Raw genomic sequence first — 20,319 nt, 5'->3', positions numbered from 1 at the left:
TTGGTCCGGGGGGGCCGGAAATCAGCGAAGGGGGCGGCCGACCAGCGCCTCGAGCGCGGCCAGCGACTTGTGGTACATGTACACCGCGTCGATCACGGCGCGCTCGGCCTCGGAAAGCCGCGTCTGCGCGTCGGTCACCTCCAGCGAGTTGGCGGCGCCCAGGCGAAAGCGCTCGCGGGCCAGGCGCAGCTCCTCGGCGGCGTTCTCGGCCACCTGGCGCTGAAGCTCGGCGGTGCGGAAGGCGGTCTGCGCGTTGAGCACGCCCGTTCGTACGTCCAGCTCCAGCCGCTGCTGCTGCGCGCGCACGGCCAGTTCGGCGTCGCTGGCCTGCACGCGCGCTTCCACGATCCTGCGCTCGCGGGCCAGGCCGTCGAAGATGGGCAGCGAAATGCTCAGCGAGGCCTGCAGGGGCTGGCGCGTGTAGCCGAAGGGAAAGGTGGGGTTCCCGGCGGCGATCTCGTCGCGCACGGCGGCCTGGACGGCGGGGTTGGCGGCGTTCAGCGGCGAGCAGTCGGCCGCCGCCACCCCGGCGGCGGTGCGGATGACGTTGATTTCCTGGCACGACGAGTACGCGCCCGCCAACCCGCGCAGCTGCTGCTGCACCAGCGGATCGATGTTGCCGGCGCTGTACACCGAGCCCACCAGCCCCACCTGCATGCTCACGCTGGGCAGGTACTGCGAGCGGGCCGCCGTTACCTGGGTGCGCGCGGCGCCGCTGCTGGCGCGCGCGGCCTGGATGACGGGGTTGGCCTCCTGGGCCTCGCGCACCAGATCGTCGGCGTTCCACGTGAGCGCGAAGAGCTCGAACCGGCTGGTGAGCGGCGTATCGGGCGCCAGGCTCACGCCCATCAGCTGCCCCAGGCGAAGAATCTCGGTGGCGTGCGTGTTCTGCCGCTGCACCAGCGCCACCTCGGCTTGGCCGCGCTGCACCTGCGCGCGGCGCACCTCCAGCGGCGTTCCCGAGCCCACCTCCAGCCGGGCGCCGGCGAGCCGCTCGTGCTCGCGGGTGCGCTCGACCTCGCGGACGGCCTGCTGCACCTGGTCGCCGGCCTGCAGCGCCGTCAGGTACTGCTGGCGCACCTGCATTACCAGGCTCCACTCATAGCCGGCGATGCGGCTTTCCGTGGCCGCGTGCTGCGCCCGGGCGATGCTGGGTTGAAGCAGCTTGGCCCGGCTGATGTCGTACTGCAGGCCCAGGTTCCAGTTGGACGAGTAGTACTCGGGCTTCGCGCCGAACGTCTGCGCGCCGAAGCGCTGCTCACCCGGCGCCGTGTAGCCGAAGCCGGCGCTGGCGTTGGCGGACGGCAGGAAGTCGGCGCGGGCGGCGCGCATGCCGGCGCGGGTGGCGCCCACGTCGTTGCGCTGCGCCAGCATGTCGGGGTTGTTCTCGCGGGCCGATGCCACGGCCTGCTCGATGGTGAGCCCGGGCTGCTGCGCGGTCGCGGGCAGGGCGAACAGGAGCGCGGCGAGCGCCGAAAGGCCGGCGGCTCGGCGAATGATGATGGTCGACATGGGTCGATTTCTGTTGTCGGGGTCCTGCAGAGGGGCGGCCTGGTACCGCCTCGTGGTGCCCTACGGGAACGGTGCTGGTGGAGTTTCAGACAAGTTCGGGAGGGATGCGCCAAATCTAATCACGTGCCGCTGAAATCCCAAGGACGTGGAGTGGCGCGGGACGGAGAGGATCGGTGGCGGCACGCTCTCCCGGCTTTGATTGGCACGCCAAGGCGTTTGATGGCACGCTCGCCCTTTAATGGCACGCTTTAAGGCTTAATGGCACGCTTCTGTACTTTAATGGCACGCTTTCCTATGTTTGATGGCGCGCTAACGGACGAACCTCCCTCAGCGTGCCACGACCAGCCGACGAGTTCCCACTTTGGCAAAAACCAACCCCTCGGTCATCCAGCAGGAACTCGACAGGATCGTCGCACTGATCGCGGATTACCCCGAGGGGATTCGGATCAGGGACGTCTCTGAAGAATATGGGCGGCGCTACCCCGCGCGACTCTCGAAAAGAACGTTGAACCGGCGTCTCGACGTCCTGGTGCGAGAGGAGCGGATACTCACTCGCGGCGAGAGCGTGGGCCGCGTGTACCTGCCAAAAGAGCCCGGAGAGCCGGCGCCCGGCGGCGATCGCGTAACGACCGCCCCGGCCGCAGTGGAAACGTCGGCTCCCGCGGAGGAGGATTATGTTCCTGTCTCTCCCGCGGGAGAAGAGGTGCGCACGCTGGTCCTCCGGCCGATGATGTATCGCGAGCCCGTGGGATACGATCGCGGGTTCCTAGAGGCGTACGAGCCCGGCACGACCTGGTACCTGCAGGAAGATACCCGCCGGCAGCTGCACGAGATGGGCGTCACTCCCGATCCGCAACGCCCTGCGGGAACGTTCGCGCGCGACGTCTTCGACCGCCTTCTCATCGACCTTGCCTGGGCATCGAGCCGGCTGGAAGGAAATACCTACACCCGGCTGGATACGCAGAACCTGCTTCAGTTCGGGCAGCGTGCGGAAGGCAAGGATGCCGAGAACGCGCAGATGATCCTCAATCACAAGAACGCGATCGAGTTCATCGTAGAGAGCGCGGAGAGCATCGGGTTCGACCGCCGGACGCTCACCACCCTGCACAGTGCACTCTCCGAAAACCTGCTCGGCGATCCCAGCGACGAAGGAAGCCTGCGGCAGCGTCCGGTGCAGATCACGGGAACGCGCTACGTGCCCATCGCCATTCCCCAGGTGATCGAGGACACCTTCGACCTGCTGCTCCAGAAAGCGGCGGCCATTCCCGATCCCTTCGAGCAGGCGTTCTTCGGAATGGTCCACATCCCGTACCTGCAGCCGTTCTCCGACGTCAACAAGCGGACCTCGCGGCTGGCCGCGAACATCCCCCTGATCCGGGCGAACCTGTGCCCCCTGTCGTTCGTGGACGTACCGGAACGCGCGTACGTCGAGGGCACCCTGGGCGTGTACGAGCTGACCCGGGTGGAACTGCTCCGCGACGTCTTCGTCTGGGCGTACGCCCGGTCCTGCGCCCAGTACAAGGTCGTACGTGATTCGCTGGTGCAGCCGGATCCCATGCGGCTGAAGTACCGGAACGAACTGGCCGCCGTCGTCCGTGAAATCGTCCTGACGATGCAGCCGCCGCGTGAAAACCTGGTCCGCGCACAGGCGGAGGCGCAAGACATTCCCGCGGACGACCTGGAGGGGTTCAGCGAACGCGCGATTGCGTTGCTCAACGCACTCAACGAGGGGAGTGCGAGCCGCTATTCCCTGCGGCAGAGCGACTTCCGCGCGTGGTACGACCGATACCGCGTACGTGCATGAGATGACGCGTTCCGGGGCTGAAAAAAAGAAGCACCGGGCGATGGACCCGGTGCTTCTTCGTACAGCCTTGGCGCATCAGCGCGGGATTTCGGTGCGCTCGGCGCGGTAGCCGCGGGCGGGCACCTCCACCCGGAGCACGCGGTTCAGCGCATCCACCCACACGTGGTGCTCGTCGCCGCCCTGCGGCTGAACGACCAGGTGGAACAGGGTGATGGAGGTGCCGCCCACCTGCACGCGTTCTTCGCCGCGGCTGCTGATGGTGGCCATCACCTGCCGGTTCTCGCGCGGAACGATGACGGGGAGGCGGCCGTTGTGGGTGCGCTGGGCCAGGAAGTGGTAGTGGTGCGCCACGCCCTCGTCCAGCACCACGGCGCCGCGGCTAGCCACGTACTCGCGCAGCTGCTCGCCCGACGCGGTGACGATCTTGGCGCTGAAGCGCCCGCCGCCCACCGTGCCGACGATCTTGCGCGGCGAGGTGCCGCCCACGTCCACCTGGTACTCCACGGGATCACCCTCGATGCCGCGGGTGCGAAGCCGGGGATCCAGCTCCAGGCTGCCTTCGGGCAGGCGCACGCGCACCCGGCCGGTGGCGAACACCTCCTGCCCGGTGCCGCTGCCGGTCTGCCGGATGGTGAACTCTTCCGTGCCCACGTCCTGGTCCTGCGCGTAGACGCGAAACGTTCCCTGGTCGATCTGCGCGGCCGCCGGGGCAGCCGTCGCCAGCCCCGCGAGCAGGGCCAGCTTGATGGAAATCTTCATTTCTCCTCACGTGATCGGCGGCGCGTCCGGTTGCAGCGGCAGGCGCCGGTCCGCAAGAGCATACCCCGCGGCGACGCAGGGGTTTCTCCGCCCTACAGCTCGGGCTCGTCGGCCGGGGGGGCGATGAATACTTTGAGGCGGATCTTCTGCAGGATATGTTCGTAGATCCGGGCGCCCTTTTCCGCGGTGCCCAGCGTGGGCCTGCCCACCGCGCCCTCGCACTTCGAGGGGATGCGCTTCAACCGTCCCCCGACGAACTTTCGCGCCTTTTCGGGGTCCATCCGGTAGTCGCGCGCCGCGTACATCCGCACCGCGTCGGGGCGCAGGTGAAGGAGCAGCGAGGTGAGCACCTCGCCCGCGTGCTCCGGCTCGCCGCCCGCGTGGAGCAGCTCGCGCAGATCCACCGAAAGCGCCTCCACGACACGCACGCGGGCGCCCGCGGCCCGGATGGTGGCGATGGCCTCGGCGTGGGGGGCGTGCACGTTGGCGGTGATGGCGATGAACTCGTCGAAGCCCTGCAGCGCCCACGAGGCCAGCAGCTCCATGAAGGCGCGGTGAAGCGTCTTGGGATGGAGCGCGGCGGTGCCGGCGTAGGTGGCCTCGCCGGGCAGGTTTACCCCGTACGGAAACGCGGGCGCGCGCAGCACGCCGAATTCCTGCGACAGGTCGCGCGACAGCGCCTCGGCTACGCAGGTGCCCGCGCCCACGGGCAGGTGGGGCCCCGACTGGTCGCAGGCCCCCACGGGAATGATCAGCCGGCGGTCGCGCCGCAGGTGCAGGGCGACGTCGGTCCACGGCAGGTCCGAAAGTGCGTAGGAGCGCTGGGGTTTGAGCATCGAGACGATGGCGGTTGCGGATGACGCCGCGAGCACGCAAGAAGCGGCCCCCGCCCCGCCCGCCCGCGACGTTGCGGCGCGCGCCGGGTGGGCCGCGGGATGGGCGTCGCTCCTGCTGCTGGCGGTGTGGATGGGCCAGCTCACGCCCGGCTGGCTTCCCGCGGCCGCCGCCTGCGCCGTCGCCTGGGCGGTGCTCGCGCGCACCGTCCCCTGGCCATGGCGGGCGGCCACGCTCGGCGCGCTGGCGGTTACCCTGGGCCTGGCCGCGCACACCCAGCGGCAGCTGTGGAGCGTGGCCCACGACTGGTCGCGAGTGCGCGCCGCCGTGGACAGGACCGCCGGCGAGCGGGTGAACGAGGGCCTGGACCAGCTCTTCGACCGCGGCGGCCGCGCCGTGCTGGGCGCCGCCGACCTGGCGGGCGGGGCCACGCGGCCCAGTGCCGGCCTTTTCGCGGAGATGAGCCGCATCCGCCACGAGACGGGGATGACGGCGCTGGGCATCTACCGCCCCGACGGCTCGCCCCTGGTGTGGGCGGGCGAGCACCGGGGCGCGGTGCCCGACTCGGTGAAGCGCGGCATGGTGGAATCGTCGTTTTCCGCCGGCCCCCTCTTCGGCTACGTCTACTTTTCCGAGCGCCTGCAGACGGGGAACGTGGCCGTGGCCGCCAAGCTGCTGCAGGCCCACGTGAAGCTGGGCGAGGGGGTGCAGCCGTACGCGGAGCGTTTCGCCGAGCGAAACGGCATCGTCCCGCTCTTCACCACCCCCGAGCTGGCACAGGGCGACCGCATCTGGGACTGGGCCACCGACTCCGTTACCATCCTCAGCGGCGTCTTCGAAACGCTCACCCAGCAGGGGTGGCGCGACCGCGTCATTCAGCGCGGGCGCGAAGACGTGACCAAGGCCCTGGCCATCGCTGCCCTGCTGATGGCGATCGCCTGGTACCGCGGCCCGTCGCGCGACCCCGCCCTTCCCGTCGCCGTCTTCACCGCCGGGCTCCTGCTCCTTCCCCTGGCGGACGCCTCGGCTGCGGCGGGGCTGTTCTCGCCCGTGCGCTTCGTGCTTCCCCTGCCGGTGGACGTAACGCTGGGGCAGCTGCTCGTCGTACTGGGCGGCGCCTCCATCTGGATGCTCGCGCGGCAGAAGGCGGGTCGCCTGCTGGGCCGCCTGCCGCTGGCCCTGCGCGTGGTCCTGGCCGCGGTCGTCCTGGTGACGGCGTTCTGGATGGTGCGGCACTCCGTGGCGGCCTCGGTGCTGGCCGAGCGCGAGGGCGGCGGCGCGCCGCTGATCGTGGGCTTCGCGCTGGGGATGGCGCTGCCGCTGTACCTGCTCTTCGGCCGCCGGAGCGACGGGCCGGTGAGGACGCACCTGGTGGTGGCGGCGCTGGCCGTTTCGACCGCGCTGGGTCTTCTGCTGGCCGCGTGGTGGGGGCCGGGGCGGTATGTGCCGGTGTGGGCCGCCGCCGCCTGGGCCTTTCCCTTCGCCCTGGCCGCCGCGGGGGTGCCGCGCAGCGAAAGCCGGCGCGGCGCGCTGCTGCCGTGGGCGTGCGTGGCCTGGATGGCGGCCACCCTGGCGCTGCCCACCCTGTGGACGATGCACCTGGACGAGCGGCTGCGCGACTCCGAGCGCGAGCTGGTGAAGCTGGGCACCCAGGCAGACCCGTTCCTGGACTACCTGCTGCGCCAGTTCGCCGAAGAGGTGCTGCGGCTGGACGCCGAGGGGCGGCAGGGAGTCAGCCTGCTGTACCAGGCCTGGGTGGAGGCGGGGCTGGCGCGCGAGGGATACGAAGCGCGCATCACGCACTGGAACGGCGGCCGCGCCGGGAGCGAGCTGCGCCTGGCCGACGCCGCCCTGCCGCCCGAGCGCGTCGCCGCGCTGCTGGAATTGGCGCGCCGGGAGGAGGAGCCCAAGCTGGAGCGGCTGACCAGCGTCCCCGGCCTCCACTACCTCCTCCTCGTTCCCCTGGCCGGGGGGCAGAGCGTGACCGTCGCCGTTCCCCCGCGCGCCTACCTGGGCCGCTCGCACTCGCTCGCCCGCTTCCTGGACCCCGAAGACAGCGACGCGACGGACGCCGCGGCCACGCTGTCGCTGGTTCCCGCGCCCCCCGGCGCGGCGGAGGCGGGGGGCGCCGTCCGCTGGGTGCGGGCCGAGAACGGCTGGCGCAGCGAGGCGACGGTCGCCTTCCCCGGCGCACGGATGCACGCCCACCTGCTGGTGCCCACCCCCACGCGGCTCATCCTCTTCGCCCGCGGCGTGGTTTCGCTGGCGCTGGTGCTGGGGGCACTGGCAGGGCTGTGGGCGCTGGGCCGCACCCTGTGCGGCGAACCCCTGGGGGTGGAGCCGGCGCGCTGGGGATGGATCTTCACCTTCCGCGGCCGGCTGACAGGCGCGCTGTTCATCTTCTTCCTGCTGCCGATGGCCGCGTTCGGCGCCACGGCGTACCGCGCCCTTTCGCGCGAGGTGGAGCGCACCGCCGCCGCCGTCGCCGACCGCGCGTTGACGCAGGCGGCTTCCGAGGCGCGCGGGCAGAGCCTGTCGGCGCTGGCCCGCCACGTGGATGCCGACCTGCTGCTGTACGAGCGCGGCGTGCTGCGCCAGGCGGCCGCGCCGGAGGTGATCGACCTGGGGCTGTACCACGCCTGGCTTCCCGCCTCCGTGTACCTGGACTTCGCGCAGAGCGAGGCCACGGAGCGAGTGGAGAACCGCCAGCTGGCCGGGCACGAGTACCTGGTGGCCTACCGCCGGCTCCCGGACGGGCAGGTGCTGGCGTCGCCCACGCCGCTGGCCACGGGCGAAATCGCCCGGCGCCGGCGAGAGCTGGCGGACCTGGTGGCGCTGGCCGGCCTGGCCGGCGCGGTGCTTTCCATCGTCCTTTCGCTCTTCGTCGCCCGGGCGTTCTCGCGGCCCATCGAGGCGCTGAGCGGGGCCGCGGAAAGCGTGGGTGCCGGCAACCTTTCCGTGCGCCTTCCCTCCGGCCGCCGCGACGAATTCGGGCGCGTGTACAGCGCCTTCAACCGCATGGTGCGGGGGCTTCGGCAGACGCAGGCGGCGCTGGTGCAGGAAACGCGGCGCACCGAGGCCATCGTGGCCGAGGCGGGCACCGGTGTGGTGGCGCTGGACGGGGCCGGGCGCGTGGCGCTGATCAACCCGCGCGCGGAGCAGATCCTGGGCGGCGAGGTGCCCGTGGGCGCGCGCATCCCCGAGGACCGGCCCCTTCCCGGCGCGGTCGCGGCCACGGTGCGCGACTTCCTGGCCTCGGGCGCGCGCGAGCGGGTGGACGAGCGCGAGGTGGACGGCCGCGTAATCCGCCTGCGCATGCGGGGGCTTAGCGTGGACAAGGCGCGGCGCGGCGCCGTGCTGGTGCTGGAGGACGTGACGAACGAGATCCGCTCGGCGCGGGTGCTGGCGTGGGGCGAGATGGCGAGGCAGGTGGCGCACGAGATCAAGAACCCGCTGACGCCCATCAAGCTGGCCGTGCAGCACGTGCGCCGCGCATGGGCCGACGGGCGCGACGACTTCGGCACCATCCTGGACCGCAACGTCGAGGCGGTGCTCCGCGAGATCGACCACCTGGGCGAGATCAGCCGCGCCTTCGCCCGCTTCGGCACGCCGGCCGAGGCCGCCGCGCCGGTGGAGCGGGTAGACGTGCGCCGCGTGGCGGAAGAAACGCTGGCCCTGTACCACGGTGGGCGCGACGGCATCCGCTACGAGCTGGAGGTGCCGGTGGATGCGCCCCGCGTGAGTGCCCGCCCGGGCGAGCTGAAGGAGGTGCTGGTGAACCTGCTGGAGAACGCGCGCGGCGCGCTGGACGGCGACGGCGAGGTGAGGATCTCGGCGGCGCTTTCCGGAGGCGGCGAGTGGCTGCGGGTGGACGTGGCCGACACGGGCGAGGGGATTCCGCCCGAGTCGCTGCCGCGCGTCTTCGAGCCGCAGTTCTCCACCCGCACCAGCGGCACGGGGCTGGGCCTGGCCATCGTCAAGCGCCTGGTGGAGTCGTGGGGCGGCGAGGTGACCGTCGATTCCACCCCCGGCGAGGGCACCACGGTGCACCTGCGGCTGCGCGTGGCCGAGGCCGGGGCGGAGGCGCCGTAGACGTCGCGGCCGCGCCGGTCCAGCGATCGGGCGCCGGCGCGGCAGGACCGCTTCGGCCCACGGCACCGGGCGTGGGCTTGTGCAAATCGTGGAATACGTTGAGATTAGAGAGTATGGGATCCCGCGGCATCGCCCGGGCGGCTCCCGCTTCCCTGCTGCGCTCCCTCCCGTGGTAGAAATCCGTATGCGACGCATCCTCGCCGTTTCCGCCGCCGCCCTGCTCCTCGCGGGCTGCTCCGATTCCACCGCGCCCTCGGTGGCTACCACCGTAACGATCGCCCCCGGCTCGGTGTCGCTCGACGCGCTCGGCGCCACGCAGGTGGTCCGCGCGTCCGTCGCCGACCAGAAGGGCAAGGCGATGACGGGCGTGGCCCTCACCTGGACGTCCAGCTCCACCGCCGCGAGCATCGTGGCCTCCGGCGGCGACAGCGCCGTGGTGCTGGCCATCGGCAACGGCGCGGCCACGCTGACCGCCCGTGCCGGCGAGGCCACCGGCACGGGGCAGGTGCAGGTGGCACAGGTTGCCACCAGCCTGCAGAAGGTGGGCGGCGACGGCCAGTCCGGCGGGATCGGCGCGCCGCTCGGCGGGCAGGTGCAGGTACAGGCGCGCGACCGGCTGGGCGCGGCGGTCGCGGGGCAGGCGGTAACCTTTACCATATCCACCGGCGGCGGCTCCGTTTCGTCGGCCACGGTGGTCACCGGCAGCGACGGGACGGCATCCACCACGTGGACGCTGGGCGCCGCGGGGGCCAACACGCTCACCGCCACCCTGGCCGGCACCCCCGCCTCGCAGGTGGTCTTCAACGCCACCGCGGTGACGACGCTGGCGGGCAGGATATTGATCGCCGCAGGCGGGTTCCAGGCCGCCATGGGAGGCGCGGCCGTGCCCGTCGCGCCGTCCGTGCGCGTCGAGAACCAGTCCGGCAGCGCGATGCCCGGCGTCACCGTGAACTTCAGCGTCACGGCGGGCGGCGGACAGGTGACGGGAGGCTCAGTCATCACCAATGCGTCCGGCGTTGCCACCGTCACCCGGTGGACCCTGGGCCCGGCGGCGGACCTCAACACCCTCTCGGCCACGGTCCCCGGGATGGCGGCGCCGCCGGTGGTCTTCCGTGGTGCGGGGTGCTCGGGGGCGGGCGCGGGCTTCGAGATCACCGTCTGCATCACCACTCCCATGACAGCGTCGCAGCGGCAGGTGTTCCAGGCGTCGGGGGCCCGGTGGAGCACGATCATCAAGGGTGATCTGCCCGATGCCGCCGGGGCGATCCCGGAGAACGCCTGCGGCGACGGAACGCCCAGCGCCAACCAGACGTACGACGACCTGCTGATCTTCGCGGCAGTCACCGACATCGACGGCCCCGGCCAGGTGCTGGGCCAGGCGGGCCCGTGCTTCATCCGCAACCCCGGCAGCCTGCCGGTGATCGGGAGGATGCAGTTCGACGTGGCCGACCTGAACACGCTGGAAACCAGCGGGCGGCTGAGCGCGGTGATCCTGCACGAGATGGGGCACGTGCTGGGGATCGGAACCCTGTGGTCGCAGCTTGGCCTCCTGAAGGACCCCAGCACGGCCGGCGCCCCGCTGGACACCTACTTCACCGGCGCCGGGGCGATCGCGGGCTTCAACGCCATCGGTGGCAGCACCTACACTGGCGGGCAGAAGGTGCCGGTGGAGAACACCGGCGGAGCGGGAACGATGAACGGACACTGGCGCGAGTCGGTGCTGCAGAACGAGCTGATGACCGGCTTCCTGAACAACAACGTCGCCAACCCGCTGAGCGTGCTGACGGCGCGCTCGCTGGCGGACCTTGGCTACGCCGTCGATCCCGCGGCGGCCGACCCGTTCTTCCTGACGCTCTCGGTGAGGGCCGACGGGGGTGCGCCGCAACCCGGGCTGCGGCTTCACAACGACCTCTACACCGGCCCGCTGTACACGCTTTCGCGCACCGGTACGCGTACGAGGATCCGGTGACGCTCAGGCATCGCCTGGCTCCGGCGCTGGTCCTGGGGACGGCCCTGGCGCTCTCCGGGGCCACCTGCGCCGGCCGTGGGCCCGCGCCCGCCGCCGTGCCGTGCGGCCCCGTGGAAGGCGAGCTGGCCGCCGGTGCGCAGGCCGAGCCGCTGGAGGGGGAGTTCCGGCTGACCCTTGCGGCGGTGAGCGGTCAGCGGGCAGGGAGTTCGGCGGCGGGAATGCTGCGGCTGCACTCCTTCGGAAACAGGCCGGCACCCGTGCCGGCGACGGCGGGCGTCTCCCACCCGCTGTTCGGCGCCACCGACGTTCGCCTGGCCGACGTGGGCGCCGCGGCTCACGGCGACGCGACCCGCGACGATCTCGCCGCGCCGGGGGTGCTCGTCATCGAGTGGCAGCGGTCGGGGCCGCCCGCACGGAACGAGATCACCCTGCGCCTGGGTGCCGACGCCAATCACGGCGACCAGGTTCGGTTCGACGGCTCGCACATGGCGCTCTTCGTGACGTCGCTCTCGCCCGAGCGCTTCACGGGCCGCTGGCGAAGCGGTGGCGGTGACCAGCAGGCCGAGGGCTATTTCTGCGCGGAGCGGACGGCACGACGCTGAGTCGCCCCCCGAGCGCTGACGGTCGACGAAAGAGAGGCACGGAGAACGGTCACGTTCTCCGTGCCTCTTTTTTCACGTCCGGCCAGGACGGTCTCACACGGAGGGCACGGGGGACACGGGGGAGGGCACAGGAGGGCGGACTGATCCGGACCGGTATCGGTGCATGCATTCCGAATGGGCGGGCCGTTGCGGCCACGAATGAGGCGCAGATCGCGTTCCGGCCGAAGCCCCGCGCGCCGCGAGACGCACCGTCCGCCGATGCGGATCGGCCTTCCACTTCCGCCCCGCGGCGGTATCTGTGTCCAGCCGCTTCGGGCCAGCGCGGGACCGAAGTGCTTGGTGGCGGATTGTGAAAGTTGACGGAAGAAACAGCGCGCGGGTAATTTTCGGGGGTCCGCCTTGCCCGCCGAACCGCCCCCGTGGAGGCCCGCTTTGCTCGCCCGAGTCCTGTCCGGCGCCGTGCTCGGAATCGACGCCTACCTCGTCACCGTCGAAGCCGACGTAGCCAGCGGGCTTCCCGCCTTCTTCACCGTCGGGCTACCGCAAGGCGCGGTAAAAGAGGGCCGCGAGCGGGTGATCGCGGCCATCCAGAACAGCGGCTACCTGATCCCGCCGAAGCGGGTGACGATCAATCTGGCGCCTGCCGACATCGCCAAATCGGGCAGCGGGTTCGATCTGCCGATCGCGCTCGGGATCCTGGCCGGGACGGGGCAGCTGGACTCGCTCGACCGGCTGGAGCGGTACCTCCTGCTGGGGGAACTGGCACTCGACGGCGCGCTGCGCCCCATTCGCGGCGCGCTGTCCATCGCCATCACCGCCCGGGCGGCGGGGCTCACGGGGGTCGTTCTTCCCCACGAGAACGTGCCCGAGGCGGCTGTCGTGGACGGGGTGGAGGTGCGCGGCGCCACCACGCTCACCGAGGTCATCCACTTCATGGAGGGCTCGGGAGACCTGCCGCTCGCCTGCGTGGACCGCGACGAGCTGTTCCGCACCGCCTCCACCTACGACGCCGACTTCGCGGACGTGAAGGGGCAGGACCACGTCAAGCGCGCCCTGGAGGTGGCCGCCGCCGGCTCGCACAACATCCTCATGCTTGGCCCGCCGGGTTCGGGGAAGACCATGCTGGCCCAGCGCATCCCCAGCATCCTGCCGCCCCTCACCTTCGAGGAGGCACTGGAAACCACGAAGATCCACTCCGTCGCCGGGCTGCTGACCGGGGGCAAGGCGCTGCTGAACGTCCGTCCGTTCCGCAACCCGCACACGACCATCTCCGACGCCGGGCTCATCGGCGGGGGCAGCAATCCCCGGCCCGGCGAGGCATCCCTCGCCCACAACGGCGTGCTCTTCCTGGACGAACTCCCCGAGTTCCGCCGCAACGTCCTGGAGCAGCTCCGGCAGCCACTGGAGGACGCGCGCATCACCATCTCCCGCGCCGCCATCTCACTGACCTATCCCTCGCGTTTCATGATGGTCGCTTCGATGAACCCGTGCCCGTGCGGCTTTCACGGCGACAGCCAGCGCCGCTGCACGTGCAGCCCCCTGGCCGTGCAGAAGTACATGGGCCGCGTTTCGGGGCCGCTGCTGGACCGCATCGACCTGCACGTGGAAGTGCCCGCGGTTCGGTACCGCGAACTGGCCGACCAACGGATGGGGGAGACGTCGGAAGCGATCCGCGCGAGGGTCACGCAGGCGCGCGAGATCCAGCGAAGCCGGTTCGGCAGCCGGCCCGACATGCACGCCAACGCGCACATGGGCGCGCGCGAGCTGCGGCAGTTCTGCACCATCGGCGAGGGAAGCGACGCGCTGCTGCGCACCGCCATCTCGCGCCTGGGCCTGTCCGCGCGCGCCTACCACCGCGTCCTGAAGATCGCTCGAACCATCGCGGACCTGGACGGGGGCGGGGAGATCACTACTGCCCATGTCGGTGAAGCCATCCAGTACCGCTCGCTGGACAGGGCCGCATCCCCCGCCTGAGTACCAGTCCGGCGACGGGACACGTCGCCAATATGTCCTATCGGTTGACAAGCCACCCGATAGGACATATACTCACCTCAACCCGCCGCGATGCAGGTCGCGGGGGAGGGAACCGTGGCGTACACAGCCTACCTCGCAGAGCCGTGGAGAAGCCGAGGTTGGAAGATCAAGATCTTCGATCGCGAGCGGAACGAGGAGCCGCACATCACGATCATCCGCGGAACCGCGTACTGGCGATGGGGACTTCGGTCCCAGCGCTTCCTGGACCGGGAGCCGGATTCGCGCGAGGTGCCCAGGGCCCTTGTAGAGTTCGCATGCGAGAACATCCTGCTGCTGTCGAACGCGTGGAACATGCTGCATCCCCACAACCCCGTGGTTTCGAAGGAGGTGCTCGATGAATGAGGAATTCGTACTGCTGGGAACGGGATGGGGCAACACCGCGGCACTCGCGGACCTCCCGGCGCGGCGGGCGGGCACTGGAAGCGAGCTCCAGCAGTGGGGCGGCCCGTCATCGGCGGATCTGTTGTGCATCGCGCACACCCCCGCCGACCTCACCCAGTTCGTGGGCGCCGCCTTGCAGCACAGGGCGAGGAGGCCCCGAGCCAGGCTACACAAGGTGCTCGTACTGCACCCACTGAGCGCGGGGCAGCGCACCATCTACCAGGACCTGTTTGCGCGCGTGCTGGCGCCGGGAGACGGGATTCAGATGCTTTCGACGAACGACCTGCTGGAGGCACTGACCAGTGAAGATCGAGCGGACCGCGTAATCGGGGCTGCCGTGGACGGCGCGAGCGAACTGGTCATGCTGTACCGCGGCAACCTGGACACGGTCATGGTGCCGTTCGCGTGGTTCGGTTCCCCGCACGCGAGCACGCGGCCGGACTTCTCGGATTTCGAGCCCGTGGATCACGGGATCGGCGTGCGGTTCGGCGAGTACGAGGCGGCGGTAGACGCCATCCTCTACGAGTTCGATCCCGCGTACCGGCGCCGCGTGAAGAACGCGGAAGTCGGCCGGGACGACAGCGTCGGAGGGTCTGTGCGCCGGCTGCGCAATCTGCGCGGCCTCAAGCAGTCGGACATTCCGGGGATTTCTGTCAAGGAGATCGGCAGGATCGAGCGGGGCGAGGTCAAGGCGCCGCATCGGGCGACGCTCGACCGGATCGCCCAGACCTTTGGAGTCACCGTCGAACAGCTGCGCACGTACTGATTGGGCGGGCTTCAGGCCAGTGTGGCCAGATGTTCGTAGAGTCCGATGGCGCCGCGATGCGAGAGCTTGCGAAGTGCGGCCGCCTGGGCGCGGGACACGGCCGCGGGGACCGTGCAGCCGGCGAGGAGGGAGGCGAAGCAGGTGATGCCCCACACGTCGCCACAGCCCGTGGGGTCTCCCTCCGCGGGACTGACGGGGTGGTTCTCGATCGAGGCGGGATCAGCCAGGGAGGAAGAGCCCCGGTGCGCGGGCCAGGCTAGCGGGTCCGCGGGAAAATTCGGCCGCGAGGCCGTTGAGGCGCCCTGGTTGCCGAGGGTAACGAGCACCAGCCCCGGTCCGGCGCCCAGGATGCGGCCGATCCGCGACTCAACCGGCTCGCCAGGATCGCCGATTTCTCCAAGCTCGTCGGCGTTGAGCTGGATGGTGTCGAAGCAGGCGGCCCAGCGCTCCCACTCCGGCAGCTTCCGCGGCTGCCGCTCGCCCTTGCCGGGGCAGCCCAGGAAGAGCGAGTGGAGGTCGCAGTACAGCGGCCCCTGGAAGGACGCCCGCAGCCGCTCCGCGGTCTCCAGCTCCATCTCGAAGCCGGAGAGAAAGTTGACGTACAGAGCGTCGAGCCCGGCGATGCGCGGCTCCAGTTCGTCCCACGTCCACGCGCCGACGCCGCCCATCAGCCGTTCGCCCCGGCGGGCGGCGTCGGTGTAGCGCAGTTCCACCCGGTTGTTGGGCTCGGGGACGGTGAGGATGCCCGGGCCGGCGGACAGGCCGGGGAGCGCGGCCATGAACGCGTGCGCCTCGTCAGACAGGTCGGCGCCCACGCGGGCCAGCGGCACGATCTCCCACCCGGGCGGTCGTGCCGCAGCGACCGCGGCGAGCGAGTACGCCACGCCGCCCCACGTTTCGAACGCCCGCCCGGCCTGCACGTCGGCCAGGGTCCAGATGGTGTCCCACACGAACGTGCCGAGCACGCCGAGCTTTCGGGTGCGGGAGTGCGGGGATGCGGGGGTGCCGTGGGAATGGGTCATCCCACCTTCGCCGCCCCGAACACGTCCCGTTCGTCGATCGTCCAGATGCGGGGGGTGCCCAGTTCCAGGCTGTTGCCGACCGGATCGCGGAAGTACAACGAGAAGCCGCCGCTTGGCCACCGGTGCTCCGTCTCGATGGGCACGCCGGCGGCCTGCAGGCGCTCGCGCCATGCATCGATCTCCTGCTCGCGAATGGCGAAGCATACGTGTCCCGGGCCCTCGCCACCGTGGCCGGGAATCACCCCGCCTTCGCGCGTGCGCTCGGGGTTGAAGACCAGCAGCACCCGTGCGCCGCAGCGAAAGAACACGTGGCGCCCCTCCACCCGCTGCATTACCTCCAACCCCAGCACGCTCGTGTAGAAGCGCTCCGCCGCGTCCAGGTCCGACGCGTAGACACTCGCCTCCAGAATTTCTTCAGCCCGCATCGCCTTCTCCGGGTTCAGGCCAGGCGCGACAGGGCATCCACCGCGTCGGGCCACAGGCGCGGGCCGGCATCCTTTCGCAGGATGGCGAGCGCGGCGTCCGGCGTCATCCCGGCGCGGTACGGGCGGTCGGCGGTGAGCGCTTCGTAGATGTCGGCCACGGCCAGGATGCGCGCCGCCGGCTCGAGTTCGTCCGCGCCCACGCCCCAGGGATAGCCGCTGCCGTCCAGCTTTTCATGGTGAAGCGCCGACATCCGGGCGAATCCCTGGAAGGCGCCCACGCGCGACAGGATGGCCCACGTGTGTAGCGGGTGGCGCTCGATTTCCTTGCGCTCGTCGTCGTCGAGCCGCCCGGGCTTTTCCAGGATGCGGCTGCTGACGCCCAGCTTGCCGATGTCGTGAAGCAGTCCGCCCAGGTGCAGTCGGCGCACGTCCGCGTCGTCCAGCCCCATCTCCTCCGCCATCCGCACCGCGTACATGGCGACGTTCGTGGAGTGGCGGAACGTGTAGGGCGATTTGGCGTCGACGATGTCGGCGAAGGCGCCGGCGACCGTGTTCAGCATCTCCTCGTCGGCACCCCGCCTGCGGTCGCGCGGCTCCTCGGCCACCACGCGCTCCAGGATGTGCGGCTGGCGAAGCTCGTTCCACCACGCCTCGTCGCGGCCCCAGCCCAGCAGCACGTCGACGAGGTCGGGATCGAACCACGTGCCGCGCCGCTGGCGGGCGACACGAAGCGCGCCGCGCCGGCCGTCGCGGGCATGGAAGATCTCCACGCACTGCGCCAGGTTGGCGATGCGCGCCAGGAGCGGGATCTCGTGCTCGCGTTTGCCCTCCGGGTAGCCCTTGCCGCACCAGTGCTCGTCGAGCGAGCGGATGGCCTCGGCCGTTTGCGACGGAAAACCGAGCTGCAGCGCGATGTTGGCCCCGCGGTCGCAGCGGATCTGGATGAGGTCGCGCGTGAGGTCGTCTTCCTGGGCGATTCGGGCAAAGTGCTTCACCCGCGCCCAGAGCGGCCGCCCAGCGCCCGCCGTGGCCGCCGTCCGCAGCGCCAGCCGGCCGCGGTGGTGCCAGTCGGTGAGCTTCATCTGGTACTTGCCGCGCTGGTCGGCCGTGCCGAACAGCGAGGCGAAGCGCTGGGCGTTGCTGGAGCAGCCGGCATCCTTCAGCAGCAGGGCATAGTACAAAGCCGAGCGGGCCTCGGCATCCAGCCCCGCCTCTTCGCCCAGCCGCATGCCGATGGCGCAGGTGCGCAGGGTGTGGCCCTGCGGCTGCCCCTCCGTCAGGTCCAGCGCGTGCGACAGCGCCGAAAGCACCTCCGAGAGGCTTACCGCGGGTTCGCGGGTGTCCACGGCAGCCTCCTGATCAGCCACTCGACGTGAGCCCTGGAACTGAGATCCACGTCTACTTCAGCCCTGCGGGAGAGTGCCGCCGGCAATGGACGTAGGAGTATGGCGCCGGGACGCGGTTCCATCTCCCAGTTGCCCGGACGAGTTCTCGCCCCAGCACTGGACGGCGTAGGTGCTGGTTATGGCGCAGGTGTGGAACTGGCCCGTGTCGATGTCCTCGAACGGCTGTGGGTGGGCTACGGCCATTGCGGTCGCGCTGCTGGCGCTCCCCGTCCCCAACTGCCCCAGCGTGTTGTCGCCCCAGCACCAGGCTGCTCCCACTGGGGTCAGCGCACATACGTGAACGAAGCCCGGCGCGAGGACCCCAAAGCTGATCGCCGGCTGCACGGCAACCGGGGTTGTGGAGCAGCGATGCCGGAACTCCTTGATCATGCACGGGTTCTCGCCGTTCCCGTTGCCCAGCTGTTCGAAATTGTCTTCACCCCAGCAATAGCTTACCCCGCCCGTCGCCGTTGCACAGCTCACGGCGCTCCCCGCCGAGATCGTGGACATGGCTGGCCCTGTTACGGACACCGGGGAACCCCGGTCGGCTTGGGTGCCGTCGCCCAGCTGGCCCAAACCGTTGTAGCCCCAGCAGTAAATCGCACCCGACATCGTTCGTCCGCAGGTATGCATGCCCCCACCGGCGAGTTGAGAAAAGGGTGCCGGGCCCTGCATCTGCCGGGGCACGCCGCTGCCCCCGACCCCGCCGATCTCGCCGTACGTGTTGCGTCCCCAGCACCATGCTTCGCCCGAGGCCGTCAGTGCGCAGGTGTGAAGCGCGCCGGCCACCACCTTCGTGAACCGGGTACTCCCGGCTACGGGCTTGGGCGTGGGTGATAGTTCCATACCGTTTCCAAGCTGGCCGTCGAAGCCGTTACCCCAGCAGAAGACTCGATGGTCGACGGCCACCCCACAGGTGTGGGCCGAGCCAGCCGAGATGGACCAGAACGCGCGCGCCTCTCCACCGACGCGCGTGGGCACATGCCGGCCTGCGAGCGCGCTATCATTCCCGAGCTGGCCGTTCTCGTCGGAGCCCCAGCAGTACGGGGTACCTCTCCGGTTCAGAGCGCACGTGTGCCGAAGGCCGGTGGACACCTGCGCGCGAACGGGGGCTCCCCGGGTCGTAAACGTCACCTCGCCCCCAGTGATGGCCGCGCGAACGACCTGTGTACCGGGTTGCGCCCCGAGCGTCCAGAGTACCTCCGCTACGCCTGCGTCGTTCGTCTGTACGCTGTCGGATGAAAGCTGCCCTCCCCCTTGCACAACGGCGAACTTGACCCAGGCACCCCGCACCGCATTGCTCCCGTTGCGGGTAACGACGACCGCTACGCTGCCGAGAGGGGCGCCAGCAATCGCGGAGTCCGGGACCGGGGCCACGACGGCGATGGCGGGGGCCACCTCCGGGCCGGTGCCGTCGCCGTCGCCGTCGCCGCACGCGGCGGTGAAAAGGAGAATCAAAAGAGTAGAACGTACACGCATCGGGAGTCAATCCGAAGGGAAAAGGAGACGCAACGCGCGGCCAACGATCGACGCTGCGTCGGCCACAGGTGAGCGGACAGCCTGGCCGCGGAAGGCAGCGCCGATCACTCGGCGCCGCAAATGGATTCCAGCTGCGCGAAGTCCACCAGCACGTCGCGGGGCTTGGAGCCGTCGGGCGGGCCCAGGATGCCGGCTTTTTCCAGCTGGTCCATGATGCGCGCGGCGCGGCCGTAGCCGATCCGCATCCGCCGCTGCAGGAGCGACGTGCTGCCGCCCTGGTGCTGGATGCACAGCTCCGCTGCGGTGCGGAACAGCTTGTCGCGCTCGCCCGGCTCCTCGTCTGCCTCCAGCTCGCCCGTGTCTTCCTGCGCGCGCACCTCGTCCAGGATGTTGGCCTCCACCACGTGCGACGGGTCCATCCCGCGCTCCAGCGCCTCCTGCCGGCGAAGCTGGGCCTGCTCGCGGTACCAGGCCATCAGCGCCTCGGTCTCGTCCGTCGACAGGTACGCGCCCTGGATGCGGACGGGCTCGTTGCTGGCCGGCGGCATCAGCAGCATGTCGCCGTTGCCGAGCAGCGCGTCGGCGCCGTTCTGGTCCAGGATGGTGCGGCTATCGACCTTGCTCGACACGCGGAAGGCGATGCGGCTGGGAAAGTTCGCCTTGATCAGCCCCGTGATCACGTTCACCGACGGGCGCTGCGTGGCCAGGATCAGGTGGATGCCAATCGCGCGCGCCTTCTGCGCCAGCAGCGCCAGCGGCTTCTCCACCTCGCCCTGCACGGTCATCATCAGATCGGCCAGCTCGTCGATGATCACCACGATGTAGGGGAGCCGCCCGCCGCGGTACAGCCAGCGGTCGGGGTCGCCCTCCTCGCCCTCGGGGTCGGGCGAGCGCAGGAGCTGCCCGCCGTCCACCTTGGTGTTGAAGTCGGTCAGGTTGCGCACCCCGTTCACCGACAGGAGCTGGTAGCGGCGCTCCATCTCGATCACCGCCCACTTGAGCACCGCGGCGGCCTCGCTGTTGTCGGTCACCACCGGGTGCCGCAGGTGGGGGAGGTCGTTGTACATGCTGAGCTCCACCATCTTCGGGTCCACCATCAGGAAGCGGAGCGCCTGCGGCGGGTGGCGGTAGATCAGCGAGGTGATGATGGTGTTGACGCACACCGACTTCCCCGAGCCCGTGGCGCCGGCGATCAGCAGGTGCGGCATGCGGGCGAGGTCGGCCACCAGGGGCTTGCCGCTGATGTCCTTGCCCA

At 70.5% G+C, this 20,319-nt stretch carries 15 protein-coding genes; 7 read left to right on the top strand and 8 right to left on the bottom strand.

The genetic code is table 11. The features are described from left to right. Window positions 1-21: 21 nt before the first annotated feature. Entirely contained in the window at window positions 22-1,512 is a 1,491-nt protein-coding gene (locus VF632_RS22935; RefSeq protein ID WP_331025266.1) for a TolC family protein, read from the bottom strand. A 703-nt stretch (window positions 1,513-2,215) separates the two neighbouring features. Between VF632_RS22935 and VF632_RS22930 the strand changes: the two genes are divergently transcribed. Then, window positions 2,216-3,316 (top strand): Fic family protein, encoded by a 1,101-nt coding sequence (locus VF632_RS22930; RefSeq protein WP_331025265.1) that lies wholly within the window; start codon window positions 2,216-2,218, stop codon window positions 3,314-3,316. A gap of 75 nt (window positions 3,317-3,391) precedes the next feature. Here the strand turns inward: VF632_RS22930 and VF632_RS22925 are convergent, their stop codons facing one another. Both VF632_RS22925 and VF632_RS22920 read right to left on the bottom strand, forming a co-directional pair. Next, entirely contained in the window at window positions 3,392-4,075 is a 684-nt protein-coding gene (locus VF632_RS22925; RefSeq protein WP_331025264.1) for a hypothetical protein, read from the bottom strand. Window positions 4,076-4,167: 92 nt separating this feature from the next. Continuing rightward, entirely contained in the window at window positions 4,168-4,911 is a 744-nt protein-coding gene (locus tag VF632_RS22920) for a creatininase family protein (RefSeq protein WP_331025263.1), read from the bottom strand. Here VF632_RS22920 and VF632_RS22915 point away from each other — a divergent pair. The 6 genes from VF632_RS22915 (at window position 4,904) to VF632_RS22890 (ending at window position 14,753) form a co-directional block, all read left to right on the top strand. Further along, window positions 4,904-9,001: an ATP-binding protein gene (locus tag VF632_RS22915; RefSeq protein WP_331025262.1), complete on the top strand. Its 4,098-nt coding sequence runs from the start codon at window positions 4,904-4,906 to the stop codon at window positions 8,999-9,001. The genes VF632_RS22920 and VF632_RS22915 overlap by 8 nt on opposite strands. 184 nt (window positions 9,002-9,185) lie before the next feature. Continuing rightward, entirely contained in the window at window positions 9,186-10,970 is a 1,785-nt protein-coding gene (locus VF632_RS22910; protein WP_331025261.1) for an Ig-like domain-containing protein, read from the top strand. Next, window positions 10,967-11,572: a hypothetical protein gene (locus tag VF632_RS22905; RefSeq protein ID WP_331025260.1), complete on the top strand. Its 606-nt coding sequence runs from the start codon at window positions 10,967-10,969 to the stop codon at window positions 11,570-11,572. The genes VF632_RS22910 and VF632_RS22905 overlap by 4 nt, the downstream gene beginning before the upstream one ends. Window positions 11,573-12,004: 432 nt before the next feature. Next, window positions 12,005-13,546, top strand: a complete 1,542-nt coding sequence (locus VF632_RS22900; protein WP_331025259.1) for a YifB family Mg chelatase-like AAA ATPase — start codon at window positions 12,005-12,007, stop codon at window positions 13,544-13,546. Between the two features lie 114 nt (window positions 13,547-13,660). After that, the gene (locus tag VF632_RS22895; protein ID WP_331025258.1) at window positions 13,661-13,948 is read left to right on the top strand and encodes a hypothetical protein; all 288 of its coding nucleotides are present in this window, start codon (window positions 13,661-13,663) and stop codon (window positions 13,946-13,948) included. Then, a complete protein-coding gene (locus tag VF632_RS22890; protein ID WP_331025257.1) occupies window positions 13,941-14,753 on the top strand; it encodes a helix-turn-helix domain-containing protein in 813 nt (270 codons plus the stop codon). Before VF632_RS22895 ends, VF632_RS22890 begins: the two co-directional genes overlap by 8 nt. A gap of 11 nt (window positions 14,754-14,764) precedes the next feature. Here the strand turns inward: VF632_RS22890 and VF632_RS22885 are convergent, their stop codons facing one another. From VF632_RS22885 to VF632_RS22865, 5 genes are all read right to left on the bottom strand, one after another. After that, window positions 14,765-15,775, bottom strand: a complete 1,011-nt coding sequence (locus VF632_RS22885) for a hypothetical protein (protein WP_331025256.1) — start codon at window positions 15,773-15,775, stop codon at window positions 14,765-14,767. After that, window positions 15,772-16,200, bottom strand: coding sequence for a VOC family protein (locus VF632_RS22880; RefSeq protein WP_331025255.1), 429 nt, complete (start codon window positions 16,198-16,200; stop codon window positions 15,772-15,774). The genes VF632_RS22885 and VF632_RS22880 overlap by 4 nt, the downstream gene beginning before the upstream one ends. A 14-nt stretch (window positions 16,201-16,214) precedes the next feature. Beyond that, window positions 16,215-17,546, bottom strand: coding sequence for an HD-GYP domain-containing protein (locus VF632_RS22875; protein ID WP_331025254.1), 1,332 nt, complete (start codon window positions 17,544-17,546; stop codon window positions 16,215-16,217). Between the two features lie 57 nt (window positions 17,547-17,603). Further along, window positions 17,604-19,064 carry a hypothetical protein gene (locus VF632_RS22870; protein ID WP_331025253.1) on the bottom strand — a complete coding sequence of 487 codons (1,461 nt, stop codon included), beginning with the start codon at window positions 19,062-19,064 and terminating at the stop codon, window positions 17,604-17,606. Between the two features lie 104 nt (window positions 19,065-19,168). Next, a partial coding sequence (locus VF632_RS22865) for a DNA translocase FtsK (RefSeq protein ID WP_331025252.1) occupies window positions 19,169-20,319 on the bottom strand: 1,151 nt, incomplete at its 5' end.

This window comes from Longimicrobium sp. (assembly GCF_036388275.1).
Lineage (GTDB): Bacteria > Gemmatimonadota > Gemmatimonadetes > Longimicrobiales > Longimicrobiaceae > Longimicrobium.
This window is presented reverse-complemented; position numbering and strand designations above follow the sequence as displayed.